The sequence below is a fragment of the Candidatus Trichorickettsia mobilis genome (assembly GCF_963422225.1).
In the GTDB taxonomy this organism is placed as follows: domain Bacteria; phylum Pseudomonadota; class Alphaproteobacteria; order Rickettsiales; family Rickettsiaceae; genus Trichorickettsia; species Trichorickettsia mobilis_B.
In genome coordinates, this window is record NZ_OY728607.1 from 1,455,228 (window position 1) to 1,476,015 (window position 20,788).

Consider the following 20,788-nt stretch of genomic DNA (forward strand, 5'->3'; position numbering starts at 1 on the left):
ATTTCCACTCTGTAAATGGAAACACTCCTACACTTATTGATTTTGACCAACGCCAACCAATTATTTGTGTCATAGGAGTATCTATCTATTTTTAACCATTGCTGTAAAAAAACTTTCTGCTGCTATAGTGTTGTTAACTTCAGCTCTTGCAGCAAATTTCCATACTTGAGATCTATTCTGCTCTATAGTTGAATATAGATACATCGTGTCACCAGGTTCAACAATTTTACGAAATTTTGTTGATTCTATTGACATAAAATACACATCTTTATCTTCTTTGGAATCCATGGATTTAGAAACTAAAACAGCAGATAATTGCGCCATTGCTTCAATAATTAATACCCCGGGCATAATTGGTCGATGCGGAAAATGGCCAGCAAATTGCGGCTCATTAACAGTAATATTTTTGATACCAACTATTGAGTGATTTGGTTGAATTGCGATAACTTTATCTATCAGCAAAAAAGGATAACGATGTGGAATCATTTTCATGATTTCAACTATATCAATTAGATCAACATTCATTTTTCTTTCTCTTTTGAATCAGCTGTTTTATAACAATAGTTTGTTTATGCCAGTCTCTAATCGGTACTGTTGGTGTACCGCCAACTATACTATGGGGTGGTAAATCCTGAATTACTCCACCTTGGGCAGCAATTTGTGATTGATCGCCAACCGTAAGATGTCCAGATATACCAACTTGGCCACCAAGAGCGCAGTAATTACCGATTTTACTGCTGCCGGCAATACCTACTTGCGCAACAATTATCGAGCCTTTACCGATTCTGACATTATGAGCAATTTGCACTAAATTATCTATACGACATAGATCTTCAATTACTGTATCATTTAGTGAGCCTCGATCAATAGTGGCGTTGGCTCCGATCTCGACATTATTACCAATTATTACTTTTCCAGTATGAAAAATTTTATGATGTATTCCTCCCGCGGTGGCAAAGCCAAAACCATCTTGACCAATTCGAGCTCCAGGTAAAATAACAACATCATCTCCTATTTCACAATAGCTAAGAGCAACATGTGAGTATATTTTTGCCCGATTGCCAATTCGTACTCCGAAATCAATGAAACTACCAGCTTCGATAATGCAATCATCACCTATAGTTACATTATCTTCGATAACTACATTATGACCGATATAACAGTTCTTGCCTATAATTGCAAGTGCTGATATTTGTGCTGATGCAGCAATTTTTTGTGGATAGGTTTTTGCAGGGCAATAAAATAAATCAATTAGCCTAGCGTAGGCTAGATATGGATTCTTATTTTTTAATAGCACCAGTTGTAATTCTGTTTTAGTAGTAAGATCACTGGGTACTATGCATGCAGTCGCACGACTATTGTCAAAATCTTTTACATATTTTTTGTTACTTAAGAAACTAATATCACCATCACTTGCTAATGTTAAAGGTTTTACAGTAGCAATAGCGGTATCAAGATTATAACGAGTTCCTTGGGGAAATAAGATTTCACAATTAGTAGCGGAAGCAATCTCGGCAATAGTACGAGCTTTTGATATTTTATAAAAATGTGTATCTACCATGGGGTTATTAGTTATTTAATGTATGTTGGTGTACTTAACTTGACACATATGAGTTCATTGAACACTCTTACGTCGTCTGATTACTCTTGTATTACAAATCATATCGTGAAATCCTTTTTTTTCTTTGGTAATTATTATTGGTATAACCAGTATAATTGCTGTAACAGCTAGTAATATAAAAAGTAATGCTAAAATTGCTTCAATACCAATAAAAAAGCCTACAATAAGCGTCATAGACAACATTATTAATACAGCAGAGGCAACCACAGCAAGTTCTCTTGCTATTGCTCTAAGTAAGGTTAATTTATTACCTTCAATAGTAATTAATTTCAATTTTAGCAAGTATTTACCAGGAGTAGCTTGCATCGTGGAACTATGAAATAACGGATAATAGATCCAGGCCATTATCGAGTGAATTGTATTGGCAAAATTTTCTGCATTGGTGGTTTGTGCTTCACCAGCATTGTCTACAAAGTTACGCCACGTTTCTGAATATGACGAGATAAAATCTATACCAAAAAAAACACTTCCTATTACAACAAGAATAATTTGTAATATTAAGCCATCTATTATGTGAGCACAGCCACGTCGCCATACACCTGCATATTCAAACTGTGGCTGGTTCATTTGTAACTTCTCACTGTATAATTTGCCATTGACCATCAGGTTTGCGACAGGCACGACCATAGGCTTTTTCTTCTTTGCCGCCGACAATTATTACTTGGGTATATTCTCGACAATATTCCCCACCATCAGCCCTATAGGTTTTTGTCGGAGTGACATATCCATAATGTCCGTTATCAGGATTGCGCCATTCGACACTGCTTCCTGCTGGCGAAGTTTCTAATGCTTGTTGTGAACGCAGCTCTAATATACGACGATCAGTGTCATCCATGGTTTTACCGATTTGACCACCTATTAGCGCTCCGGCTAATGCTCCTACTCCAGTTGCAACCAGGGCGCCACTACCTTTACCAAACTGAGAACCAAGTAATCCTCCAGCTAGGCCACCAATTAAGGTACCGCCGCCTTGCTTGTTCATTCCTCCTGCACATCCTTGCAAGACAAACCCTATTAAAACTATTGAGATAATTTTGTTGCTATTCATACTTCCCCTTTAAAATAATGATGTTATTATAGCAGTTTGACAAGAAGTTATTATATGATTTCTCATAAAATATGCCACATTTTTATTCATAATATATAATCACAAAGGCAACTAGATAAGTATGTCTACCAAAATTGAACATCAGCTAATAAGATTAGCATCGAGTTTGTCAGTAATTACTGCGATTATAATACTAGCCATTAAAATCTATGGTTTGGAGAACACAGATTCACAATCAATACTAGCTTCATTAGTAGATTCAATGCTTGATATTTCTTCGTCATTGATAAATTTAATAGTGATTCGTATAGCACTGCAACCACCAGATCACAATCATCGATTTGGTCATGAGAAATTCCAAGATTTGGCTGTTTTTTCGCAATCGATGTTTTTTTGTGCTTCAGGTATATTTACTTTTATCTCATCAGCAAGAAGTTTGTTTGAACAGAATCCAGTCACAAATCCCGAGAGAGGCATCTACGCTATGTATTGGTGTTTATTGTTGACCTTTTTATTAGTATGTTATCAAAGCTATGTTATCAAAAAAACAAAATCTAGTATAATTGCTGCTGATAAAGTGCACTATTTTGCTGATTTTTTAACCAATATTGCAGTAATTATCTCTTTATATTTATGCAATAAAATTTGGTGGATTGATGCTTTATGCGGTATTAGTATTTCATTATATATATTGTACTCATGTTACTCTTTGTTTCGTCAGGCAATAGGAAATCTGGTTGATGAAGAGATGCCTGACAAGGATAAGCAAAAAATACTGGCTATTATTAGTAATCATCAGAAAATCAAAGGAATTCATGATTTTAAAACCAGATATGCTGCCAATAAACCGTTTATCCAATTTCATTTGGAAATGGATGGAACGATGTCGTTAAACGATGCTCACCAAATTAGTGATCAGATATGCGATGAATTATTAAAAATTTTTCCAAATGCAGAAATCATTATTCATCAAGATCCAGAAGAAATAGATGAACCAGTAGGTTATCGTGAAGTCATCAGGATTTAACAGTGTATTTATGCAAAAAGCATTAATGCTAGCAGTAGAGGCATATAATAACGATGAGATTCCTGTTGGAGCTGTTATTGTAAATCGCAAAGAGCAAACCATAATTGCTGAAGCTCATAATATTATGCAGAAACACAATAATTCTTTGTTGCATGCAGAAATAGTCGCAATTAATCGTGCGTGTCAGGGTTTAAACAGTAAATATCTAGAGAATTGTGATATTTATGTTAGTTTGGAACCATGTGTAATGTGTGCAGCTGCTATATCTTATGCAAAAATCAGTAGATTATTTTATGCTGCTGCCGATAGAAAGCAAGGGGCGGTTGAGCATGGAGTACGATTTTTTACAAAAAAATCATGTTTTCATCGTCCAGAAGTGTATGATAACTTATTTGCTGAAAAATCTCAGCAGTTGATCAAAAGTTTTTTTAGGCAGATAAGAAAAAGTGGTCTATAATCTGTTTCTAGTAATAGAGTTGATATTTTAGAGAATAGGAATAAAGTATGTTATTTGTTATAGGTTTTATAGTTGTTTTTGCCTCAGTAATTACGGGCTATAAAATGCACTCCGGAGATCTGTCTGTACTTTGGCAGCCTAATGAAATCATAATTATTGTCGGCGCTGGTTTTGGTTCCATCTTAATTGGCAATCCGTGGGGAGTGATAGTAAAAACAGTAAAATCATTGAAATGCTTGTTTGTAGGTGGCACTGTATATAATAAAAATGATTATTTAGAATTATTGTTGTTTAGTTTCAATACTTTTAAATTAATGAAAGTTAAAGGTATGTTGGAAATTGAGTCGCATATAGAAAATCCCGATGAAAGTGAATTGTTTGCTCAAGCGCCCTCATTAAAGAAAGAAGCTTTCATGTATAGATTTGTTACAGACAATTTAAGAATAGTAACTATGGGGGCTGATAATTCTTATCAATTTGAGGATCTTGTTAGTAAAGAGATAGAAGTTTATGAAGATGGAATTAATACTCCAAGTAAAGTAATATTAACTCTTGCTGATGCATTGCCGGCGCTTGGTATTGTTGCAGCTGTGCTTGGGGTGATTGTAACTATGAGAAGTATAGCTGAGCCTCCGGAAATCCTCGGTGCTTTAATTGCAGCGGCATTAGTAGGTACTTTTACTGGTGTGTTGCTAGCGTATGGGTTATTTGGTCCAATGGGGAATTTCCTGGCTAAGAATGCTGAGTATAGAGTGGAGTATCTTGAGTGTATAAAAGTTGGTTTTCTGTCATATTTAAATAATAATCCACCAATAATAATTGTGGAATATATGAGGAAATGTATTCCTGACGCTGTTAGACCAACATTCCAGGAGCTGGATAATTTCATTAGTGGTGATACCATGAAAATTATGAATTAATTATGGCAAAAAACAAAAGTAATATCACCATAATCTATAGGAGGAAACTAGTCGATAAAAGTCCTACTTATAAACGCACGGGTACTTGGAAAGTAGCTTACGCAGACTTTATTACCGCGATGATGGCTTTCTTTTTAATGTTGTGGTTGCTTAGTGTCACCCCAGAGAATACCTTGCAAGGAGTTGCGCAGTATTTTGCAGTAGTAAGATCTGAGAGTGAGAAAACCGGTGGTGAAGGAGGGGGAAATGATATCAATCTTGATGATGGTATGGTTGGGCCTACTGCTGCTTCAAGCTCGTTAGTGAATGGTTCGCCTTCCAGAGGTCGTAGGATGAATCAACAAGATGGTGGGATGATGAGTGATGTAGAAAAACAGCATTTTCTTGATATTATGAATACTATTCAGAAAAATGTTGAGATTCAGGATTATATTGATAACATCAGCGTAGATGTTACTGATGAGGGTTTAAGGATACAGATTATGGATAGCGATAATCGCCCGGTTTTCAAACCTAATACTTATGAATTGCAGCCATATATGAACAAAGTACTAAGTGTTATCGGTAAAATGATTAAAGATCAACCTAACTACCTAGCTCTTAGTGGTCATACAGCTAGTGTTAAAGATAAAGATGTAGTTCAAAGAACAGATGCTGATTATTGGTTCTTATCAGCTATGCGTGCAAATGAAATTCGTAAGTTTTTGACTAAAAATTTAATAAAAGATGACCAAGTGGCACGAATAGTCGGTAGATCTGACAAAGAACCATTCGATCCAAAGGATAAATATAGTCCTAAAAATATTAGAGTAAGTATCACCTTGCTTAATAGTTCGGCGGTTAGTCGTTTTCAACAATCGGCACCAACAGGCTCATCAGCACCAGCGGGAAAACAAAAAAAATAAATAATCGATTTTTTAAAGGTAAGCGTTCACGAGTTTTTAAGATTGAACGCAAGTCAGCGGCTTACAAAGCTACAACCACCGTCTGAGCTGAGAAGTGAAACGACGAAGCAATCCAGAAAATAGCTAAAAAACATTGATTTCAACTGGATTGCTTCGTCCTTTCACTCCTCAGCTCAGACGATTTTTTAATCCGTGAATGCTCACTTTTAAAGTTTTAGTGAAGCAATTCAGAAATAGTTCAAATGACTTATTACTGAGTTGCTTCGATTTCTTACATTCTCACAATAACGTTTAATATCAACTTTTTCCTAGGCATTGCGTACAACTTGATTTTGTGTATGACTAATATTTTTGGTTGCTAACGCTAATTCAACTCAAATAACTAAATATATATGTTAGAAGAAGTAACCACTGAATTTATTTTTAAATTTATGCTGATTTTTGCAAGGCTCGGCACAGCTTTTATGATGTTTCCAGCTCTTGGTGATCATAATGTTTTTATGAGAGGACGACTTGCTATTGCGATTATGGTAACTTTTGTTTTATATCCGTTGATCTTGTCATCATTACCAGCATATTCAGAGAATTTGCTATATAATGTCAGTTTGTTTTTCATTGAAGTAGTGATCGGTTTGATTATAACTATTGGTGCTAAATGTTATTTTTTATCCTTACATACCATAGGGCAGATTATTTCTATGCAGTCAGGACTTGGAGCGGCCACATTTTTTGATCCAGGACAACGTTCGCAAGTAGCAATATTTGGTAATGTATTAATAATATCAACCACTGTATATATATTTATTACTGATACTCACTATTTATTTATTCAAGCAATTTTAGATAGTTATACTAGATTTCCTCCAGGTGAATTATTAGAGATATCGGACATGAGTAAATTTGTAACACATGTTGTGAATGATAGTTTTATTTTAGCCTTTAAAATCTCTTCACCATTCTTATTATTAGGCATGGTTTTACTTGTAGGCGCTGGGATATTATCCAGGTTGATGCCAAATTTACAAGTATTTTTTATTCTTACTCCAGCTCAAGTTTTACTAATGTTTGCAATTCTATATTTGGTAATGGAGACGTTAGTTGAAAAAATAGTAACTTCAGTACAAATGACCTTGGGCTTAACAAGCTTTTAACTTGACAAATACTATGGGCAACTTATCATGCTGCCTATATTATTATATATTATTAGTTGTATAAGCCTATGAAAATTAAGCCAGTGATTATGGCTGGTGGTGTTGGTGCTAGGTTATGGCCTTTATCACGTCAACTTTATCCCAAACAGTTTATTAAGATTTTTGATAGAATCAGTTTGTTACAAAGAACATTACTGAGGAATCAAATATTTGGAAAGCCAACAATAATTGTTGGAGAGAATCATCGATTTATTGCAGCAGAACAAGTACAAGAAATAAATATAGAAGCTGACATTATTACTGAACCATCATCAAAAAATACTGCTCCATGTGCGATCATAGCAGCATTAAGTGCTAAGCAGGCAGGGTATGATATGGTAATGTTATTGCCATCAGATCATTGGATTTCTAGTGAAGAAGACTATATCTCAGTCATTAACAAATCACTAGAATGTGTCAGCACTTTGGGCATATGTATTATTGGTATTAAACCAGAATCATCCAATATAGGGTATGGATATATAAAAACCAAAAATCAAATAGATGCTAACACATTTATAGTAGAGAAATTTGTTGAGAAGCCTAATTTAGATACGGCCTTAGCTTATTTTGCGATGACTACTTTGGGGCATGGTAGTTATTTTTGGAATTTGGGGATTTTTATTTTTAAAGTTGATTTTTTGCTTAAAGAAGCCAGGAAGCATCAATTAATCCTTTTTGAACAAGTGTATAATTCTTTTGTCAGCTCGGTTGAAGATAAAGATTTTATTAGGCTAAATAAGGACTACTATAATCTCATTAAGCCAATATCGGTTGATTATGCTATTATAGAACATTTAGATCAGATGATTATGGTTCAAGCGGAGTTTTTATGGAAGGATATGGGTAGTTGGTACTCATTATGGCGTAGCAGTACTAAAGATGAATGTAATAATTATTTTGAAGGAGATGTATTCGCGCGTTCAGTTACAAATTCATATATTAGTACTGGCAAGAAATTAACAGCTGTTATAGGTCTTGATAATGTTATCGTTATTAATACTGAAGATGGGGTGCTAGTCGCTAATAAATCTAAAGTCGATGATATTAGTGAACTAGTAGCTCATCTAGACGATTTAGGAAGAGTAGAAGCCATAGGTTATACTGGCCAATTATTATCTAGACATCTTACTCAGAATATATGTGATCTAAAACCTAAGCTAAAAAAGAAAAAATCCAAAAAAGTTAGTTCATAACGTGAGTTGCCAATTAAAATTTGAAATTGCAAAAAACTCTCGTTTCCACGCCTGAGCTGATGGAGCGAAGCTCCCTCAAGCAAGACGGCTGGAACTGGCTCACATATAGGTTATTCTACAGTAACGCTTTTTGCCAGATTACGAGGTTGGTCTATATCATTTCCATTTAAGTCGGCGGTATAATACGCCAGTAGTTGCAATGGTATAGTATAAATCATGGGCGCAATAAATTGATCGCAGTCAGGAATTGGTAATATCCAAGTAGAATAGTCGCGTACTTTATCTGCATCACTTTTGCTTACGATAGATAATACTTTTGCTCCTCGGGCAATTACTTCCTGTAGATTAGAAAACATTTTATCAAACAAAGTCTGATGAGGCATTAAAGCGATTACCGGCATGTTATTGTCAATTAGCGCCATTGCACCATGTTTTAATTCGCCGCCAGCATAGCCTTCGGCGTAGATATATGATAATTCTTTCATTTTTAGCGAACCTTCAAGAGCAATAGGGTATAAATTACCTCTAGCAATAAATAAAGCACTTTTAAAATCTTTAATTTGCATGGCGATATTTTTAATATCGTCACATTGCAACAAAATTTCTTTGATCATTGTTGGAACTGATAATAATAGTGCTGTTAGAGTTTCAAATTTATGGCTAGTAAGATTACCAATCTTTACTCCTATATCCAGGCTTAAGCTAGCTAGCACCATTAATTGTCCTAAAAAGGCTTTAGTCGAAGCAACGCCGATTTCAGCGCCAACCATTATTGGTAATACATAATCTGATATTCGTGCAATCGAGCTTTTTTCTACATTGGTGATTGCGATGATAGTTTGTCCATCAGCTTTTGCTTTTCTAAGTGCTTCGAGTGTATCTAGCGTTTCTCCTGATTGTGAAATAACTATTGTGACACCATTTTTGTTACTAGCTACCGCACGATACCTATATTCAGACGCAATTTCCAGGTCAACATTAATATCAGTTAATTCTTCTAGCCAGTATTTAGCCACTAATCCTGAATAATACGCAGTACCACATGCTAGTATTTTAATACGATCAACATGCTGCCAATCGATGTCTAAAGCAAACAATCCTTTTTCTTTTAAATATCTATCTATGGTTCTGGTTAATACTATTGGTTGCTCGTGTATTTCTTTAAGCATAAAATGAGGGTAATCTTTTTTGGATATTTCATCAAGCAGCAATGATTTATTGGTAGTGCGCTTAACTATGTTTTGATCTTGATCAAAAATATAATAAGAGTCTAGTTTGACTATCACTTTATCGCCATCTTCCAGATAAATAACATCGCTAACCATATTACCAAATGCTATGACATCAGAGGCAATATAAGTACCATGATCAGCTAGGCCTAATATCAATGAATTTTTTTTGCTGGTTGCAAATAGAAATTGACTATCTCTAAACATAAAAACCACCGCAAACGAGCCTTCTAATCTACTGATAGTTTGATGAGCAGCAGCCTCAGCATCAACATCTAATGTCAGGTAATAATCAAGGAGGTTGGCAACAACTTCAGTGTCAGTATCGGACTTAAATTGGTAGCCTAGGTGCTGTAATTCCTGCTTTAGTTGGCTATAGTTCTCAATAATACCATTATGGACTATAGCCACTCGTTCTGTTCCATGTGGATGAGCATTCTCTACACTTGGTACTCCATGAGTTGCCCATCTGGTATGACCAATACCAATATGACTATTTAATTCTTTTTTGGAGGAGAGTAGCTTTTTTAAAACATTAACTTTACCGACAGTTTTGACTGTATGTATAAGAGGTTTATTATTGATTAGCACAGCTATACCCGCACTATCATAGCCTCTATATTCTAATTTTTCCAAACCACTGACTAAAATTGGTGAAATATTATTAATACTAATACCAGCAATAATCCCACACATATTTATTTTCTCCGATTTGGTTTCATCTGTTGCCTGCTACGGCCACTTGCAAAAGTGTTATTCGGAACATTCTGATTAATAAATGAACCTGCTCCTATAAACGAGTTAGTGCCGATAGTTATTGGGGCAATTAATGAACTGTTTGAGCCGACAAACGTATCGTCTGCGATTATAGTTTGGTGTTTCTTAAAACCGTCGTAATTACAGGTAACAACACCAGCACCAATATTAACATTCTTGCCAATGATGCTATCTCCAATATATGATAGGTGGCCTGCTTTGCTTGCGGTATCGAGTATAGAATTTTTTATTTCAACAAAATTACCTATTTTAACATTATTTCCAATCCTACTGTCACCACGTATTCGAACGAAAGGTCCTATTTTTGCACCACTTTCTATTTCTACTTTTTCTAGGTAAGAGAAAGCTCTAATATGCACATGATCATGTAGCTTAACGTTAGTACCGAAATAAACATTGGGTTCAACTAATACCTTGTTGCCAAATTCAGTATCAAATGCTAGATAAGTAGTAGCCGGATCTTGTAAGAACACTCCTTTATCAATCGCACTTTGTCGTAATTTATTTTGTATTTCCTGTTCAAACGCAACAATTTTGGTCATATTATTTAGTAATGTTAGAGGATAAGGGCTGAGATCATAGACTGATTCACTGTTAACGGCATCATCAAAAGATTGGCTATTAGGCAAGAACGTGCTTAGTAATTTGCCGCTAATTCCGATTATACACGCAACATTTGCTAATGTTCCTACTAGAATTTCCTGTGTGGCCTTTTGCTTTATGAACTGATCAATAATTTCATCGGTTAACCCAATTAAGTTAGATTTCACAAGGACTATACTATGAGGAGATATTGTGGTAGCAACTAAATAATTAGTAATATTATCCACAGCATATTGCTTTATTGGTCTTGACGCAATCATTTGATTGCTATATTCCGTATCTATGAAAAAAACTGTATTACTCATCAATAATAATATAAAATGCAATGCCTAATGAGTATATCATTTTAGATAAGGTGCAGTGATAATGCAAAAGAAATATTTTGGTACTGACGGAATCAGAGGTAGGAGTAATACTAACATCATTACTCCGGAAATCATGATTAAACTTGCGATGGCAACAGCTGTAGCTTGTGATTTTTCAGAAAAAAGACCAACTAAACCTACTATAGTCATTGGAAAAGACACCAGACTGTCAGGTTATATGCTAGAATTCGCCTTAACTTCCGGATTTATTTCAATGGGAGTTAACATAGTGTTGGTAGGACCGATCCCTACTCCAGCCATATCAATGTTGATCAGAAGTTTGCGAGCAGATTTAGGGATGATGATCTCAGCATCACATAACCCATATTATGATAATGGAGTTAAGTTCTTTGACTCATCTGGTTATAAAATAGATGCAGCATTAGAAAATAAGATCGAACAACTAATGTCTACTGATTTATCAGAGTATGTGGCGCATTATAATGATTTGGGCAAGGCGGTAAAACTAGAAGATGCACGTGGTCGTTATATCGAGCACGTGAAATATTCATTTCCACATATTCATAAGTTAGATGGTATTAAGATAGTAGTTGATTGCGCCAATGGAGCTGCTTATGATGTCGCTCCCAAAGTATTTCATGAACTTGGAGCGGAAGTAATTACTTGTGGCATTAACCCCAATGGCTTTAACATAAATCACCAATGTGGTGTTTTGGATTCAAAAGAGCTGGCTAGAAAGGTAGTAGAGCATAAGGCAGATTTAGGCATTGCGTTGGATGGAGATGCTGACCGGATTTTAATAATCGATGAGAATGGACAAGCTATAGATGGGGATCAGATCATTGCAGCGCTTGCCGGTTATTTATCGACTATGGATAATGGGTTAAAAAATAATACGGTGGTGACCACAATTATGTCAAATATGGGGCTTGAGCTGTATTTAAGCACCATTGGTATTAGTCTTGTGCGAACAAATGTTGGAGATAAGCATGTAGTTCAAAAAATGCGTGAACTTGGGTGCAATTTAGGTGGTGAACAATCTGGTCATATTATCATTGGTTCAAACGAAGCTACAGGTGATGGTATTAAGGTAGCTCTGCAAGTGCTAGCAATGTATAAAATTGCGCAAAATATTCCAATTAGTCAGGTTCTCAATAAATTCACTCCGGTACCTCAATTTACTCATAATATATATTATGATCATAAATATTATGGACAACAAAATCTTATTTGCAAAGACAAGATAGAGAATATCACCAGATTGTACCAAGAAATTTACGCCAAAGAAGCCAGGATTATAATACGTAAATCTGGCACTGAACCAATTATCCGCTTAATGGTTGAAAGCATCGATCCAGCGCTTGCAAAAAATCTATTATCAAATATCCGAATTGAAGTTGAGAAAGAATTAAAGCTTGATTAGTTTTCCTCACACTATCGGTTCTATAACTTAGTCTCCTGGAGTTTTATCGCTTTTGTCAGACAAAGGTTTTAATTCTACAATTTTTGGGTAGATAACGGTAAATTCGTAATCTTTGAGATGTTCTAATAAAGCTATATTTAGCGTTCCCTTTACATATTCTGGATTCTGAAATTGCGCTATATTGCAATAAAAATTAATTAAGAATGTAAATTGGTGACTATCTATTTTGGTAAGATATATTTCTGTCTCATCAGTGTGTTGATGAGCAAATTCTAAGCTATCTATTACTGTTTTAAGAGTTTTGATAAATTCTTGATAATTAAATTCACTTGTTTTTGGAGTAGAAATCTCTACTTGATGCTTTATTGAACTATCAGTTAATGTCCAATTTACTAGACTGTTTTGCATAAGCTTACTGTTTGGCACTAATACTTCAACGTTGGAAAATGTATTTAGTACAACACAGCGTGCTCCTACTGAAGTCACAGTACCAAGCACTCCTTCCATTTCAACTATATCTCCTATTTTCAAAGGCCGCTCGATCATGATGATCAAGCTGCTGATAAAGTTGCCGATTATTGATTGGGCACCGAGACCAATACCTATTGCAAGTGCACCGCCTATAAATGCAAAAGTCTTGAGTGGAACATGGGCAATTTCTAAAATTGTTACGGCATAAACGCATAATGCTATGTATAGTATAAGTTTCTCAATAGCATTGGCTGCATCTTTATCGGCATTAATTTTAGATTTTATACAATCTTTTACATATTTTGAAAAATATCTAGAATATTTAAGTCCGCCCAGAACAAGAGCTATTGCCATGATTATGTTAGATACTCTGACGCTATTGCCTGATATTGTTAGTAAAGTATAGTGCCAAATTTCATGTAAAATCTTGCCAACAAGATTCAGAATATTATACGCTTCTTCCATAATGTTTTGGATTACTTGTTTTTATTAATGATGTTCTCCGAATTCACTATATTAGACCTCTTTCGAAACTCATTTACCAAGATCCCAATTATATAAACCAGCAATTAAATTGAACCTAAGACCAAATCTTTTGCGTCTATTTCGATATTTATCAGCAATTATTTTAAAACGCTTTAACATACCTATAACATTTTCATTTAATACTCTGTCACTTGCTAAACTTCTATTATTTTTCTTATCTTCTTTGGTTAAAGCATTCTTTTTACTCTTTTTCTTTGGTAGCTCAGAATTTGTATGAATCTTCTGTAAGCCTTGATAACCAGTATCAGTAATCACTTTAACCTCAGGCAGTATATGGGTTCTTGATTCTTTAAATAATTTAAAATCATGACGCTTACCATTGGAAAAAGAAGTGCATATGACTCGTTTGCTTTTCTTATCTACTACTATTTGAGTCTTTAACGTATGTCTTTTCTTTTTACCTGAGTAATAGTATTTCTGTTTTTTTGGGGTCGCTCTATAGGGCTTTCTGTAGCATCTATTAAAACTAATTCATACTCCATACCGCTTTTAACTAGAGCCTTCTTACCTGGAAGAGCAAAATCCGGATGTTTTATTAGAGTGTCTTCAACAAAACGAATTGTTTTAAATGCACTGCTTTCGCTAACCCCATAATTCTTAGCTATATGAAAATAGGTACGGTATTCCCTTAAATATTCAAGTGTCATTAATAGGCTGTCTTCCATACTAAGACTAGCTCTTCTGCCACCTTGGTACCTCCTATTTATTTGTTTCTCTGTCTTTAAAATCCCTACCATCTTTTCGAATGTACTATTTCTTACCCCAGTTAATCTTCTAAAATGCTCTTCCGATAAAATGCTTAAATTTTTATATCTCATATAGTTCTAAATTAAGTAAATTCGACTTTATAGCATATTTAGTCCAGTTTCGAAAGAGGTCTATTCTGAAAAGCATTAAGGTAAACAATATAATCCTTCTATCAGATCAAATTTTGATATTTTGGTGTAAACCCCACAGCAATGATATGGAGATACATTATCTGCTAAGGCGTTTTAAGCAGCAATCTTGCTCCAGCATTAATAGCCTGGATACTGTTTGAGCTACCTAAAACCCGTGCATAATGGCTCTCCATTCTAATAATCTTTCCATTAGATGTTTGCGGCTGATAGACAGGATCGTGAGGATTATTAGGACGGTTATGAGCCATTCTGTTAGCTAAGGTAATAAGTTAGCAATAGGAACATTATGATATTTTATTACTTCTTTGTGTGTTCAGGATGACATCAGTTTAAGATGATTATGCTAATTCAACTTAAATAACTATAGTGAAAAACGAAAAACATAAATTGTAGTACAACAAATTTTTCTGGACTTACAAATATAATAATTATATAAGTTGAAAAGTCTTCAAAAAAACTAAGGGTCTGTAGTTCAGTTGGTTAGAACGCACCGCTCATAACGGTGTTGTCGCAGGTTCAAGTCCTGCCGGACCCACCGCTTAAGTTACTTACCACTTAAATTAATTTGCAGTACATGTTCAATTATAGAACGCTATCTTTCTATATTTTCCAATTATATTATAGGTCATTTGGTATAATCAGTAGTATTTTGGTAGGTATGTTACTGTTATCAAATGCTTTTGATATACTCCAAAGATTTAAATCAACTTACATACCATCTCCATTATTTTGGCGATTAATGCTATATAAAATACCTTACTTTATCAATGAGATCTCAGTATTAATAAGTTTTATTGCTATGCTTTTCTTTTTAAGAAGGATAACTAAACACAATGAATTAGTAATTATTTTGTGTAATGGTATACCGTTATGGCGGTTGCTGTTGATTCCAGTGATGGCAACGTTTTTATTAGGTATATTCATTATAACAGTAATAAATCCGTTGGGAATATATGGACTCATGAAATACGAGCAGGTAGAAACAAAATTGACTAAGAAAAAATATAATAATCTCACTATCTCACAATTTGGTATTTTCTTTTTTGAAGAATATGATAATTCCAATCGAATTATTCAAACTAAATCACTTAACCCAACAACTCATGAAATGCATGATGTAATAATGTTATTTGTCGATGATAAAAATCGTTTTATTAAAAGAATAGACACTCCTCGTGTTAAATTAGATAATAATGTATTCCAATTAACGGAACCAAAAGTAATTACCGATAATACCACTGAAACTTATGCAAATCTTGTAATTCCAACAAGCTTATCGATGAATAGCTTAATCAATAGTTTTATCGCTCCTGAAATGATCTCATTTTGGGAATTGCCAACAGTAATTAACACTTTGTTGAAGGCGGGATTGCCAGTTGTTAATTATCAATTACATTATTATAAACAATTATTTAAGCCATTAATGATGGCAGCTACTGCAATTTTATCATGTTGCTTCCTGAGTTTGAGAACACGAGATAATTCTCATAAAAGAATGGTGATAAATGGGGTTTTGCTGGGTTTTACAGCTTATGTTGCGATGGAAATTATATTACGAATATTGGCTTATAATGGGCTTAAGCCTCTTCTTGCTGTATTATTGCCTATTTGTTTAGTGATATTTATTGGGAGCTTTATTATTTTACATTTATACGAAGCTTGATATACTCGTTTAACTGAAGCCGTTGGCGTGTCATACGCTCAAATTGGATAAGTTGATGCTCTAATCGATCGTCAAAGCTAAAGCTCATAACTGTCCGAAGTTGGATTAAAAATACTAATGTCATCCCAGCCTTGAGCCAGGATGACATTGGACAGTTATGGAGGTCAGCTAGCAATGACGATATACGAATAACAATGCACCAAGTTCTAGAATTGACTATAACTCTCAACCTAGCATAATTCGTGAATTATAGAGCATGCAGCTTCTAACCTCTTTTAATGAATACGGAGATATATAAGATGTTTTTAAAATTACGAGGTCTTTTTTCGTCTGATATGGCAATAGATCTTGGTACTGCTAATACTTTAGTATATGTCAAAGGTAAAGGCATAGTGCTAAACGAGCCATCGGTAGTGGCGTTAATTAAAAAGGATGGTACTTTTAAACCATATGCCTTTGGTAATGAAGCAAAAATGATGTTAGGTCGTACTCCTGCTGATATTGAAGCTAAACGCCCACTCAAAGATGGGGTGATAGCTGATTTTAAGGGTGCAGAAGAGATGTTAAAGTATTTTATTAGAACTATACATAACAGAAGAGCTTTTACTGGCCCAATGATTATTATTTGTGTGCCGTCTGGATCTACTCCAGTCGAGCGTAGGGCGATCCAGGAAGCTGCTGAAGCTGCTGGGGCACGAGAGGTATTTTTGGTTGAAGAACCTATGGCGGCAGCTATTGGTGCTGGTTTGCCGGTAACTGATCCTACTGGTTCAATGGTGGTAGATATCGGTGGTGGTACCACAGAAGTGGCGGTGGTATCCTTAGGTGGTATAGTATATGCAAGATCAGTGCGTGTTGGTGGTGATAAAATGGATGAATCCATTATTTCATATATTAGAAGGCACTATAATCTATTAATTGGTGATGCCACGGCAGAAAGGATAAAAAAACATATTGGTACAGCATATGTTAATCCTGAATTAGAACAAAAAAGTATGGAAATTAAGGGGCGTGACTTAATTAATGGCATACCTAAAGAAATGACATTAAATTCTCAGCAAATAGCAGAAAGTTTAGTTGAGCCTATCAGTCAGATTATAGAAGCAGTAAAAATGGCGTTAGAATGCACACCACCTGAATTATCTTCTGATATTGCCGATAAAGGTATCATCCTAACTGGGGGAGGAGCATTATTGCACAATTTGGATCATGTGTTAACGGAGGCAACAAAACTACCTGTGTTTGTAGCAGACCAGCCTTTGTTTTGTGTGGCACTTGGTACTGGGAGAGTGCTTGAAGAATTTTCTAAATTTAAGCATGTATTATTTAAACAAGAATAAATTATGGCAATACTTGCAAACAGAACTAGGTCTACAAATAATTTATTTGAGTTTGTTCAATTTGGTATAATGATGATAAAACGTCTTAATATCATAATATTTATTGTTTTATCAATACATTTGTTATATTTTGCTGAAACCAAAAGTTTATCTAATATTGCGTTAGAAGCTACTGGGCGTTGTATATCGGTTAGTCTAATGTTATATGAGCAGGTGATAAATCAAATTAATACAATTACAAGTAAGATAAAATACTTAAATGATATTGAATCAGAAAACATAGAATTAAAATTGGAGATTGCTAGGCTAAAGACACAACAAAGTGACATGCAATCAATACGAATTGAAAATGTGATATTAAGAAAGTTGCTCTCAGTTGTAAAAGATATTGAATATCCCTACACTACAGCTAGGTTACTTACTGTATCACTTACTCCGTTTAGTCATACAGCAGTGGTAGGAGCGGGGCGGAGTCATGGTATAGAGCTTGATCAGATAGTCACAAATGGGGAGTGGTTGATTGGTAGAGTTGTGGATGTGAGTGATAATTATGCAAAAGTAATATTAATAAGTGATGCTGATTCAAGAATTCCAGTAGTTAGCTCAATCTCAAGAGAGAGAGGTATCTTAGCTGGAAGTAACGGTCGAATTAATATGGTATATCTACAAAATAATCATATTATTCAAAAAGATGAAAAGGTAGTGACATCTGGTGATGGAGCTGTCTACCCACCAGGAATTGTGGTGGCTAAAATAGCTGCGATAAAACAAGGAAGGGTTATGGTAGAATCAGCGGTGAATTTACAGAAAACTGATTTTGTTACAATATATTCTAGGCGCTCTAAAGGTGAGCTTCTATTACAATCTTCTGGTGGTGATGCCAATCCAATTTTAAAGGAGTAATAGACCTCATTACATTTGGTTTAGTTTATTAAATAGTTTTCGTTTTAGTTAGGCAGAAGGCAAGTGTTGCGAAATATTAAACAATCACTTTCACTTAAACAATTTCTAGCAATTTAGATATAATTTATTAAAAATTTAGTAATATTCATGTTTTTTAGAATTCAAATATTTCTTGACCCTGGGGTTGTTGTATGAAAGATCAGGAAGCAATAGCGATAAATTTTCGTAGTCAGATTATTATCCCAAAAAGTCTGCAAGAAGATTTAGTTGAAGGGTTATATCAGATTAATATAGGTGATCCGGTACATGAGCTAAATAATGAATTTTGTCGGTATTACAAAGCAACTAACATAGAAAATGAGCAAGAATATTTTGCCATCGTTTTTGAAAAGAATTTTATCCCAAATTTAGATATTTTTCAAATACTCAAGACTTCCAATTTTGAGGGCTTAAATAAACTAATTACATATTCCATAGTTAAAATATCTTATACCAAATCTTATAATTTAGTGGCAATAGTTGAACAATATAATTTTAAGAATAGTTTGGCTAACCATCTGGAGCAGTATGATCCATTATCAGTAGATCAGATTGAGAATCGCTTTATTAGTAGTTTTACTACATTAATTAGTCAATGTGAGAGGATGAATATACCATGCGGAAATATTCATCCATCTAATATAATTATGTTAGATGATGGACAATTTTTATTACGAGAGCCAATTATATCGTATCCCCATTTTTACCAAACTGGTTGTTATGTTGCTCCTGAGCTTGTTGAATGCACTGAAGCTGGTCGTTCAATATACGGCGTAGCGGCTGATATCTATTCATTGGGAGTTACGGTGTTTTATGCTCTAACAGGAAAACAGCCGTGGATTGATTATGAAAATGCTTATACATTTAATGAAGACCGTTTTGAACACACAACTTTTAGATTGTTGGTAGGTAAACGTAAAATCTCAGAGCATTTTAGAGTTTTTTTTAAATGGGTTTTAAATGATAATGCTGCAGCTAGATGGCAAACCAGAAATATATTTGAGTGGCTTTCGGGGTATATTCCTAAAGCCTCATTGTTTGAAAAAATTAGCGAAAATACTAACCTTATTTCCTTTAATGGTCGTAATTATAGTAATTTAAAGTCTATAGCATATGCGATGTTTAATAACTGGGATGAGGCCTTGCAGTTTGTAGATGATGATAGGTTATTAAAATGGGTACAACGGCATAATGTAAGTAGTGCTATAACAGAGGAATTACAGGAATTATTAGGTAGTGAAAAATCCAATAAAGTATTTGCTCATGGTAATGAACGTACCTGGAAATTGACCAAATTACTTTCAGTCATTGATCCACATGGTGGAATTAGGCAAGAGGGAATTGCGATATCAGCCGCTTCTATTCCGGTGGTCATACATTATCTGCATGCTAGAAATAGGAGATCAGCAATAGATCAGATAGTGAGGGTTATAAAAGAACGTTATTGGCAAGTAAGTGATAATAAATTATCAGCTATGAATGTTAATACAAATCTTGATGCTGAGTTAAAAAATATCAGTAAGTTCTTTGCACTTGTGTCTCCAATATTTGGTTTAGAACGTGTAGTTTATTCATTAAATTTTTATGCTATTTGCTTTAGTCCTATTGTAGTAAATGAGCATGTGATTAATTTATCAGAGTTATTAATAACTTTAAATGCCATTGCTGCTCAAATACCTGATAAGTTCCATATTGATAGGCATATCATTGCTTTTATAGCAGCTAAAATATCTCTTAGGCAGGAAGCTGATATTAAAATTCTTAGTAATTTTCCTAAATTTTCTGAGCATCATCTGATATATGGCTTATGTATTCTGAGTGTTGCACAGCAACACGAACCGGATATTAAAATTGCTGATTTGTGTAAGGTTATTACTGTTAAAGTGGTAGAATTATTTAATGAACATTTGCATAATATTCAATTTAAACAAAAACTTGCGGCTACACTTACAGAAGACGCCACAACTGGTGATTTGTCCAAGATAGTTAGTAGATTGAATAATCAAACTGAGTTTATTAATGATTATAATGGCTACTATAATGCTTGTAAAGAAGTTCAGCGCCTTAAAAATCAAATGCAGTTTTTGCAATTAGAAGATAGAATTTTTGATCGGGCTATATTCTTAGGACAAAAATTGACGGTGCTAGTTTCTTATGTACTATGTTTTATTGTAACAGTTATTTTAATAATATAATTTAAGTATT

At 34.4% G+C, this 20,788-nt stretch carries 20 protein-coding genes and 1 tRNA gene; 12 read left to right on the forward strand and 9 right to left on the reverse strand.

The features are described from left to right. Positions 1-81 precede the first annotated feature (81 nt). From fabZ to R2I74_RS06855, 4 genes are read right to left on the reverse strand one after another with little or no spacing between them, the layout of a single operon-like run. Positions 82-525 carry a 3-hydroxyacyl-ACP dehydratase FabZ gene (gene fabZ / locus R2I74_RS06840; RefSeq protein WP_316354789.1) on the reverse strand — a complete coding sequence of 148 codons (444 nt, stop codon included), beginning with the start codon at positions 523-525 and terminating at the stop codon, positions 82-84. Beyond that, positions 515-1,561, reverse strand: coding sequence for a UDP-3-O-(3-hydroxymyristoyl)glucosamine N-acyltransferase (gene lpxD, locus R2I74_RS06845; protein WP_316354792.1), 1,047 nt, complete (start codon positions 1,559-1,561; stop codon positions 515-517). Before lpxD ends, fabZ begins: the two co-directional genes overlap by 11 nt. A 54-nt stretch (positions 1,562-1,615) precedes the next feature. Further along, positions 1,616-2,188, reverse strand: coding sequence for an RDD family protein (locus tag R2I74_RS06850; RefSeq protein ID WP_316354794.1), 573 nt, complete (start codon positions 2,186-2,188; stop codon positions 1,616-1,618). Positions 2,189-2,198: 10 nt separating this feature from the next. After that, positions 2,199-2,669 (reverse strand): RT0821/Lpp0805 family surface protein, encoded by a 471-nt coding sequence (locus R2I74_RS06855; protein ID WP_316354799.1) that lies wholly within the window; start codon positions 2,667-2,669, stop codon positions 2,199-2,201. A 121-nt stretch (positions 2,670-2,790) separates the two neighbouring features. On the opposite strand from R2I74_RS06855, the gene R2I74_RS06860 reads away from it, so the two are divergent. The 6 genes from R2I74_RS06860 (at position 2,791) to R2I74_RS06885 (ending at position 8,364) form a co-directional block, all read left to right on the forward strand. After that, positions 2,791-3,696 (forward strand): cation diffusion facilitator family transporter, encoded by a 906-nt coding sequence (locus tag R2I74_RS06860; RefSeq protein WP_316354802.1) that lies wholly within the window; start codon positions 2,791-2,793, stop codon positions 3,694-3,696. A 10-nt stretch (positions 3,697-3,706) separates the two neighbouring features. Continuing rightward, positions 3,707-4,153 carry a nucleoside deaminase gene (locus R2I74_RS06865; RefSeq protein WP_316354804.1) on the forward strand — a complete coding sequence of 149 codons (447 nt, stop codon included), beginning with the start codon at positions 3,707-3,709 and terminating at the stop codon, positions 4,151-4,153. Positions 4,154-4,200: 47 nt separating this feature from the next. Beyond that, positions 4,201-5,073, forward strand: coding sequence for a flagellar motor stator protein MotA (gene motA, locus R2I74_RS06870; RefSeq protein WP_316354807.1), 873 nt, complete (start codon positions 4,201-4,203; stop codon positions 5,071-5,073). A gap of 2 nt (positions 5,074-5,075) precedes the next feature. Next, the gene (locus R2I74_RS06875; protein WP_316354810.1) at positions 5,076-5,978 is read left to right on the forward strand and encodes a flagellar motor protein MotB; all 903 of its coding nucleotides are present in this window, start codon (positions 5,076-5,078) and stop codon (positions 5,976-5,978) included. Between the two features lie 392 nt (positions 5,979-6,370). Further along, positions 6,371-7,129, forward strand: a complete 759-nt coding sequence (locus tag R2I74_RS06880) for a flagellar biosynthetic protein FliR (protein WP_316354812.1) — start codon at positions 6,371-6,373, stop codon at positions 7,127-7,129. A 68-nt stretch (positions 7,130-7,197) separates the two neighbouring features. Then, positions 7,198-8,364: a mannose-1-phosphate guanylyltransferase gene (locus R2I74_RS06885; RefSeq protein ID WP_316354816.1), complete on the forward strand. Its 1,167-nt coding sequence runs from the start codon at positions 7,198-7,200 to the stop codon at positions 8,362-8,364. A gap of 110 nt (positions 8,365-8,474) precedes the next feature. Here the strand turns inward: R2I74_RS06885 and glmS are convergent, their stop codons facing one another. Both glmS and R2I74_RS06895 read right to left on the reverse strand, forming a co-directional pair. After that, positions 8,475-10,289, reverse strand: a complete 1,815-nt coding sequence (gene glmS, locus R2I74_RS06890) for a glutamine--fructose-6-phosphate transaminase (isomerizing) (protein ID WP_316354820.1) — start codon at positions 10,287-10,289, stop codon at positions 8,475-8,477. A 2-nt stretch (positions 10,290-10,291) separates the two neighbouring features. Then, positions 10,292-11,278: a DapH/DapD/GlmU-related protein gene (locus R2I74_RS06895; RefSeq protein ID WP_316354823.1), complete on the reverse strand. Its 987-nt coding sequence runs from the start codon at positions 11,276-11,278 to the stop codon at positions 10,292-10,294. Between the two features lie 61 nt (positions 11,279-11,339). Between R2I74_RS06895 and glmM the strand changes: the two genes are divergently transcribed. Beyond that, entirely contained in the window at positions 11,340-12,722 is a 1,383-nt protein-coding gene (gene glmM, locus R2I74_RS06900) for a phosphoglucosamine mutase (RefSeq protein ID WP_316354826.1), read from the forward strand. Between the two features lie 27 nt (positions 12,723-12,749). On the opposite strand, the gene R2I74_RS06905 is transcribed toward glmM, so the two are convergent. From R2I74_RS06905 to R2I74_RS06915, 3 genes are all read right to left on the reverse strand, one after another. Next, positions 12,750-13,547, reverse strand: a complete 798-nt coding sequence (locus tag R2I74_RS06905; RefSeq protein ID WP_316354830.1) for a mechanosensitive ion channel family protein — start codon at positions 13,545-13,547, stop codon at positions 12,750-12,752. Positions 13,548-13,727: 180 nt separating this feature from the next. Further along, positions 13,728-14,557, reverse strand: a protein-coding gene (locus R2I74_RS06910; protein ID WP_316353078.1) for an IS5 family transposase whose coding sequence is annotated in 2 segments (ribosomal slippage) — positions 13,728-14,167 and positions 14,167-14,557 — 831 coding nt in all. Because the reading frame shifts where the segments join, the coding sequence is not laid out codon by codon here. 164 nt (positions 14,558-14,721) lie between these two features. Beyond that, positions 14,722-14,886, reverse strand: a complete 165-nt coding sequence (locus R2I74_RS06915; protein ID WP_316354833.1) for a hypothetical protein — start codon at positions 14,884-14,886, stop codon at positions 14,722-14,724. Between the two features lie 213 nt (positions 14,887-15,099). Here R2I74_RS06915 and R2I74_RS06920 point away from each other — a divergent pair. From R2I74_RS06920 to R2I74_RS06940, 5 genes are all read left to right on the forward strand, one after another. After that, positions 15,100-15,173, forward strand: a tRNA-Met gene (locus R2I74_RS06920). Between the two features lie 39 nt (positions 15,174-15,212). Then, a complete protein-coding gene (locus R2I74_RS06925; RefSeq protein WP_316354836.1) occupies positions 15,213-16,301 on the forward strand; it encodes an LptF/LptG family permease in 1,089 nt (362 codons plus the stop codon). Between the two features lie 299 nt (positions 16,302-16,600). After that, positions 16,601-17,641, forward strand: a complete 1,041-nt coding sequence (locus R2I74_RS06930; protein WP_316354838.1) for a rod shape-determining protein — start codon at positions 16,601-16,603, stop codon at positions 17,639-17,641. Positions 17,642-17,644: 3 nt separating this feature from the next. Continuing rightward, positions 17,645-18,544 (forward strand): rod shape-determining protein MreC, encoded by a 900-nt coding sequence (gene mreC / locus R2I74_RS06935; RefSeq protein WP_316354840.1) that lies wholly within the window; start codon positions 17,645-17,647, stop codon positions 18,542-18,544. 191 nt (positions 18,545-18,735) lie between these two features. Continuing rightward, positions 18,736-20,778 carry a protein kinase domain-containing protein gene (locus tag R2I74_RS06940; protein WP_316354843.1) on the forward strand — a complete coding sequence of 681 codons (2,043 nt, stop codon included), beginning with the start codon at positions 18,736-18,738 and terminating at the stop codon, positions 20,776-20,778. The last annotated feature ends 10 nt before the right edge of the window (positions 20,779-20,788 follow it).